The organism is Thainema salinarum CENA647, assembly GCF_057732415.1.
This window is the reverse complement of record NZ_JBYJZJ010000003.1, coordinates 1-6658: the sequence shown is the minus strand read 5'-3', so window position 1 is coordinate 6658 and position 6658 is coordinate 1. Positions and strand designations below refer to the sequence as shown.

7 protein-coding genes are annotated in these 6658 nt (G+C 57.0%); all 7 read left to right on the top strand.

What is annotated here, in order from left to right:
• Positions 1 to 253 precede the first annotated feature (253 nt).
• Positions 254 to 433, top strand: coding sequence for a hypothetical protein (locus AC286M_RS00745; protein WP_488202556.1), 180 nt, complete (start codon positions 254 to 256; stop codon positions 431 to 433).
• Between the two features lie 236 nt (positions 434 to 669).
• Positions 670 to 1479, top strand: a complete 810-nt coding sequence (locus AC286M_RS00740; protein ID WP_488202558.1) for a beta-ketoacyl-[acyl-carrier-protein] synthase family protein — start codon at positions 670 to 672, stop codon at positions 1477 to 1479.
• A complete protein-coding gene (locus AC286M_RS00735; protein ID WP_488202557.1) occupies positions 1362 to 1604 on the top strand; it encodes a 3-oxoacyl-[acyl-carrier-protein] synthase III C-terminal domain-containing protein in 243 nt (80 codons plus the stop codon). The genes AC286M_RS00740 and AC286M_RS00735 overlap by 118 nt, the downstream gene beginning before the upstream one ends.
• A 39-nt stretch (positions 1605 to 1643) precedes the next feature.
• Positions 1644 to 4121 (top strand): ATP-binding response regulator, encoded by a 2478-nt coding sequence (locus AC286M_RS00730; RefSeq protein ID WP_488202555.1) that lies wholly within the window; start codon positions 1644 to 1646, stop codon positions 4119 to 4121.
• A 342-nt stretch (positions 4122 to 4463) separates the two neighbouring features.
• On the top strand, positions 4464 to 4703 hold the full coding sequence (locus AC286M_RS00725; RefSeq protein WP_488202554.1) for a hypothetical protein: 240 nt from the start codon (positions 4464 to 4466) through the stop codon (positions 4701 to 4703).
• A 660-nt stretch (positions 4704 to 5363) separates the two neighbouring features.
• Entirely contained in the window at positions 5364 to 5579 is a 216-nt protein-coding gene (locus AC286M_RS00720) for a hypothetical protein (protein ID WP_488202553.1), read from the top strand.
• Positions 5580 to 5659: 80 nt separating this feature from the next.
• A complete protein-coding gene (locus AC286M_RS00715) occupies positions 5660 to 6301 on the top strand; it encodes an autotransporter outer membrane beta-barrel domain-containing protein (protein ID WP_488202552.1) in 642 nt (213 codons plus the stop codon).
• Positions 6302 to 6658: the final 357 nt, after the last annotated feature.

Genomic DNA, 6658 nt, shown 5'->3' with positions numbered 1-6658 from the left:
GGAGCGTGGCAGCCGCAAAACTATCCCTTTGAAGACGACGTACCGCGTTTGAACTGAAGCGAGATCGTGCCACCTGCTTCAGAACTTATGTAGGTACGGCTGCACTGATGAAGTGCTCCACTCGCTGTGCTTCTTCTGACCTCCGCCAATTGTGAGCCCGACCTGCTCCCCGGAGCCATCACTCGCGCGCTTCTTTTGAAGCGTTTTTGACGTTGGGAACTCCAGTTCCTGCACACGTTTGCCGGCGCACATCATGGCAGCGTCCGAGGCTGGAGTCATGGAGAAAAAGCTGCTTGGCAAGGCCAGCCGATTCCCTCCCTCCAGTAACCCGATCACAAAAACCGTGGGTTCGTACCTTTCGCGCGCAATGGAACCGCAACGCGTCGAGATGCTCGACGTGGGGAGAAAAATACTGCATGACAGTACCACTTGAGTAGCGGCGAACATGCGACTCCCCCGCTTAGCCAAAAGCAGGTTCAACAGGGAGTATCAGTACATGATCATTGAGAAAGTCGCTGCGAGCTACCCGAGCAGGGCGGTCTGGCAACGAAGAGGTGGTGGACCTTATCCGGTTCCACTCTACAGAATTTTCTGGAAACATCTCCGCGACGTCGCGAGTGATCAAGACACTGTTGGACCGCAGTGGATTGGTAACCAGGAACTGGCAGCGTGCAAACGAGCGTCCTATCGACCATTTCGGCATCAGGCGGTGAGCTCCGCACTGAGCAGCCGGCACTGGATTGCGGCCGTTCTGACATTGACCTGCTGATCTACGTCGGTATTGGAGGCGGCTTTCGAGAGCCGGCGAACAGCTACATGGTTGCGAAGTCCCTTGGCATCTCGCGCGCAGAATGCTTCGACGTCATTGACGCCTGCATGAGCTGGACGCGCGCATTGTCCCTTGTGGACAGCTTGTTTAAGACCCGCTCGTACCGCAATGCCATGATCGTGAATGCAGAGTTCAACATGACGGCGGGGGGGCCGCTCTTCCCTGCAAACTTTGCGCTTGAGCATCCCGATCAACTCAACTACGCGCTGCCCTCTTACACGATCGGCGAAGTCGCCACCGCAACACTTTTAAAGCCCCAGGACCCGGGCAACTTCAGCATGCATTTCCATTCGGAACCCAACCTTGCAGACCTATGCACGATTCCAGTACACGGGTTCGAGGACTTCTGCGATCCGACGCAGACAGTGGGAAAGCTCGGCGTTGGAAGATTTTACGGCCGATGGGGGGAAGAGACCTGCACAGGAGACGTTCCAAAGAGTGTTTCCTCAACGGCTCGAAGAAGCTGGCGGCGCCGGAGAGAACGTACAGATCGATCTTCACCCACACGTTCTCTAGCACTGCATGGGACGACATTGGTGCGCAGTATGGGTTTGGAGAGAAAATCTACCACCTGTACCCGCGCACGGGCAACGTGGTTTCTGCGTCCATTCCCGCGGCACTTGCTCAGGCTCGTGCCGAAGGCCGATTGAAGTCGGAGGACCGCGCAATGTTCCTGATGGGTAGTGCAGGCATGTCTGTGGCAGCGTGTACGTTCGTGGACGAGTGCGCGTTGGCAAACATGAACCTGCTGCTCCAAGGCCTGTTACGGATTTGACCGGCTACTGAGGGAGAACGCAAAACGCTCCTCTACAGCATGGTGGCGATCGGGGCGATTGGTTTGATCGCCCATAGCTTTTACGGCTTCTTCTGGACGCAAATCTCTCCGCTGGAAAACGAGAACGTGTGGCTGAGGGCTGCGGGTGCAGCGTCCTGTATTGGGCTGCTGACAAACAAATTCTGGCCACGCTCGCTACAAAAATACCTCCCTTGGTACTGGTTTGCAGTTGTACTGTATTCCCTTCCATTCTTCGCGACACTGCAGCTGTTTAGCAGCAATTACTCTGTACTACGCTCCATGCTGGAGGTCACGATGGTGTTCTTCGTGGTGGTGGTGTTTTCCCAGCCTATCCTCGTGATTGCCAACGTTGGTCTCGGTGTTCTGTTAGCCGCTTGCGTTGCCTGGTGTACGGTCCCCAACTTTTCGGAACACGACCACGCCATCTTCTTTTCTGTTCACCTCCACCTGCTCGTCTACACGCTAATTGGCGGATTGATTTTTAGTCGGAGCAACCTCAAGGGTTTATTGGCGCAGGAGAAGATCCAGACCATGCGTGCGCTGACGGGCTCAATTGCGCACGAACTGAAGAATCCACTGAGCCAGATCCGCTACAGGCTAGGGAGCATCGGTCAGCACTTGCCTCGGCCAGCCTACGACGAAGCGGACCGCCTTATACGAGCAGACGACCTCGAAGCGGTCTTTCGACAAATGGCCAAAAGCAAGTTCGCGATCGCCCGCGGCATGCAGCTCATCGACATGATTTTGGACGAGGTGAGTGAGCGACCTCCCGATCCCAGCCAGCTCCGCTACCTCTCAGCTGCGGCCGTAGTCCGAAAGGCCATCGAAGAGTTCACATATCAAAACCAAGGCGAGAGGGAGCGCGTGACGCTTCACGAAACTTGCGACTTTGTGTTTCGCGGCGATGAGGCACGTTATGTATTCGTGATCTTCAATCTATTGAAAAACGCGCTGTTCTACTTTGGTCAGTACCCTCAAGCGCGTGTCGACATCACCGTGGATTCCTACTCGGTTACCGTTGAAGACACCGGTCCAGGTATGAGTCCAGAAGTTCTTGCACGAGCATTCGAAGCATTCCACAGTATAGGCAAGCCGGGTGGTACAGGCCTTGGGCTTTCCTTTTGCAAGCGCACCATGCTCGCGTTTGGTGGAGATATCACGTGCGAGTCCATCGAGGGCAAGTTCACGCGCTTCGTTATGCGATTTCCATTGGTTCCCGCCGCTGAGCTTGCTGCGCACAGGGAAGTAGTTATGAAAAGGGCACGGTCCCTCTTCTCCGGCAAACGGATTCTTGTGGCAGAGGATTCATCCAGGGTTAGAGAATCTGTGCTCAACATGCTGAAACCACTGCGCGCAGAGATCGACGAAGCCGAAGATGGTCAGATTGCACTGCAAATGCTGCGCTCCCAACACTATGACGCATTGCTGCTGGACTTGAGCATGCCCTTGGTGGATGGGTATGAGACCGCTACCCGCGTGCGGCGCGGTGACGCCTCTGGGCACGAACAGATGGCGATCGTAGTGCACTCGTCCGAAGCGCCATACTTCGCGCGACTGCGCTTGGAAAGCATCGGTGTGGACGCTTTCCTTCCGAAGGGTTGCAGCGCACTGGAGCTGATTGAAGCGCTTTGCGATGCGCAAGTTGCCGCGGAGCAGCGTACTAGAACTTGGGCAGCATCAACGTGGCTTTCAGGTAAGAAAGTAATGTTGGTCGACGATGATGCATTCAATCGAAAGCATATATGCGCAATGCTGCGAAGCCGCGGCGTTGATGTCATCGAAGCCAGCGATGGTCACATTGCGTTCGAACGGTTGCGTCAGCTGAGAACAGTGGACGTGGTCATCACCGATATGCAGATGCAAGGACTTGACGGCTTAGGTTTGACGCGGGCCATCCGCTCACTGTCGCTGCCAGCGGGCCTCATCCCCGTGATAGCGATGAGCGCACACAGTGATCCTGAGAGCCGCGCCCGATCACTGCTATGCGGAGTGAATGAGTTTCTTCTCAAGCCAATCGAACCCTTGACACTATTTGAGAGACTGATTCACGTGCTATCGCTCGATTCTCGCGTAAGCGAGAATGGGTCAGCGGAAGATGCATCGGCCACAACGAATCCAGTAGAGATTCTGAATACATCGCAGCTGAACGCTATGCGCGACATCGGCATCAGCGCCCTTGACATCGCTCAAGCGTTTGACGTGATGCGCTCGCAGTTGGAAGAGCTGGTCGCTCACGTGGACGCGAACAACATCCACGAGGCAAAAAGACTGATGCACTCCCTTATAGGCGCTGCAGGACAACTGGGAGCACAAGCATTCCATCAAGAAGTCCAAGCAAATTTCACCTATACGGTTCAAGTTGGAAAGTGTCCTTCAGACAGCGAGTGGTTGGTTAAGCTGCGTGGCCTTCTCATCCGCACGGAGCATCTCGTGGGTGACTGCTTAGCACCGGAGCAGGGAGAACAGCGCCGAGATGCATCATCTCCCTGCGGCTGAGCAACCTGTTCACGCAGGTGATCCTGCGCTGCAGGGTGTAAACCTGGCTCGACTGACCTTCGCTCGGCCCATCCTCAGCCGTTTTTCATTCCACTGATGGCGCAGTTCGCTCCCAGCCACCTGCAGCTCATTACTTCAGGATGCGGATCCTTGCCAACGCTTTCAAACTGTACACGCCTCATCTCTCACAATTTGCAGCTCATGTGTAGTGAGGCACCTACCTCAGCTCTCATCCCACATGCCGATAGGTGCGTGGCGGCCCCCCTTGTACACCCAACTCCACACTGCAATGAAGCTTGCACTTGCTCTCCCCCGCCAAAGACCTTCCGTCGCATCGCTCTGATGGCGCTATCTGCCGCGCTGCCTGCGATGGCGCAATACGACCAAATTGACTTGGGCGGCGCGCAGAGCATCGCAACCGGTGTGAATGCTGAAGGCAACATAATCATCTTTAATTCGATTGATTTTGAGGCTCAGTCCCAAGCTTTCCAGCAAAAGAATGGAGTGACGGAAGCACTCGGCGCTGTGAAGTCTACTGCGATGGCTATCAACGCATTGGGCGATGTCGTGGTGGGCGCATAGTCGATCAGGGCCTCGGTCTGAAGGCAGTGCGCTGGAACAATGGTGTTCTAGAGCGCCTTGGTGGGCAACGGGGGACCCGTCGTGGGCCACCGCTGTTAACGCCAGTGGTGACGTGGTCGTCGGCATCCAGATGAGCGGGGGTAGTACTGCGTTCGTTCCGCTGGACGGAACAGTCAGGTAGTATGTCGAATGAGACGGCCTAAGTTTGGGTGGGAACGTTTTAGCGGCGGGGGTCAACGCAGCTGGAGACGTTGTGGTTGGTGCAGCAGTCTCTGCGACAACCGTTGGCGTGCATTTCGATGGACCGAAGATACCTACGTGGCGGAAGACCTTGGCGTTTTGGTAGGCTTTAGAGACTCATATGCTACTGGGTGTGAATGCTTCCGGTGACATCATCGTCGGCTATGCAGTAGATGACGTTCGCATTCAAGCATTCCGGTGGTCGTCGACGACCAACGAAATGAGCCTCTGGGCTGGTTGCATGGTGGAGGGATCTCTTATGCAAGAGCCGTGAATGCCGATGGCAGTGTGGTGGTCGGCGAAGCACGAGACCCTCGCCCCAACAGCACGGAACTCTCCGCGTTCCGCTGGACTCACGCCACGGGCATGCAATCGGTGGAAGAGTGGCTGGCCGCAAATGGTGTCACCGTGGATCCGTCGGTGCGTACGAGAGCTGCCAAAGCGGTTAACGCAGATGGTTCGGTGGTCGTGGGCCAACTCGACGACGGCAGCGCGTTCATCGCACGCGTCGCGGTGGTGACACCGACACCTGACGACGACGATTCAGGCTCAGATGGAGGGGATCGAACTCTGGGGGCGGGTCCGCGGGCTGACCGATGCCGCCCAGTCTGGGGCAAGTCTGGCCAATGCAGTTAACACAACCATGCTGCCGCTGCGTGACGCAGACATGGTAATGCACGGAGCGCACGGCAGACCAATGGAGACGGTGTTGGCGGATGGGCAAAGCAGCGTGCGAGCAGCGGCCGGGGACTCGGGGCCGTACTGATCGCGATGGAGTGGACAGCCGCCAGCAGTCGGGTGAGTTAAGCCTAGGACGAGGACTGTCGTCCCGCCTGCAGGCTCGCTTGGCATTGGGGACCACCCGCGGCAGCAGTGCACTGGATCTTGGAGGCAATGCCCGGCAGGACGGCATCTACCTTCTCCCTGAGCTCACCTGGCAAGCATTGCCTGGGATGTACGCTACGCTCTCGGCCTACTACAACGAAGGCTCAATGCGCGTGCGCCGCGCGTACTTGAACGCGGGCACTCCAGACACATCGGTAGGGCAGACCGATGTCAGTACTACAGCGGTATTGGTGCGGCTGGACTGGAAGGATTTGTGGAACTGGAAGGGGGTCGGGTTCACGCCGTATACAAGTTACACGGCCAGCCGCACGAAAATGGATGCCTACAGCGAAAGCGGTGGAACTGCGGCCAGCTGGGATGCGCGAGGACAAGGACGCAGTGCTGCGCATCGGGCTGGACAGTGCGTGGACATTGCCAGGCGATGTGAGACTTACGGGTCGGCTGGAGGGTGGTTACCGCCCAGGCTCTCGGGCACCAACGACGGCCAGCGGCCAGGTTATCGGGTTGTCTGACTTTGAAGTTCAGGGCACGGATGCTCCACGCCGGAGCTGGGCACGCCTAGGCTTGGGGGTGGACCTACCCGTGGGTCCAGGCCGGGTGTCCACCACCGTTAACGCCACCACACAGGGAGGCGCACCAGCCTGGTGGCTCTACGCCTCTTATCGGATGGTGTTCTAAACCTGCTCTTTTTAGAGCACCCAAAGCCACGTCGCAAAAGCGGCGCGGCAGATTTCCAAGAGCTTGTGGGTGTCGATCATCGCTCTGCACAAGCTGTGATCAAGCCCCCTTCTCGGAGGGCTTCGCCTTTAAATCGCCATGAATGTTTACAGCGGGTCTAGCGTCATTAAGTCTCTTTGGAATAGAACCTT

Excerpts from the sequence above, each read along its gene's own strand:
- AC286M_RS00745 (WP_488202556.1), top strand. The coding sequence starts at position 254 with ATGGCAGCGTCCGAGGCTGGAGTCATGGAGAAAAAGCTGCTTGGCAAG.
- AC286M_RS00730 (WP_488202555.1), top strand. The coding sequence starts at position 1,644 with ATGGTGGCGATCGGGGCGATTGGTTTGATCGCCCATAGCTTTTACGGC.
- AC286M_RS00725 (WP_488202554.1), top strand. The coding sequence starts at position 4,464 with ATGGCGCTATCTGCCGCGCTGCCTGCGATGGCGCAATACGACCAAATT.
- AC286M_RS00715 (WP_488202552.1), top strand. The coding sequence starts at position 5,660 with ATGGGCAAAGCAGCGTGCGAGCAGCGGCCGGGGACTCGGGGCCGTACT.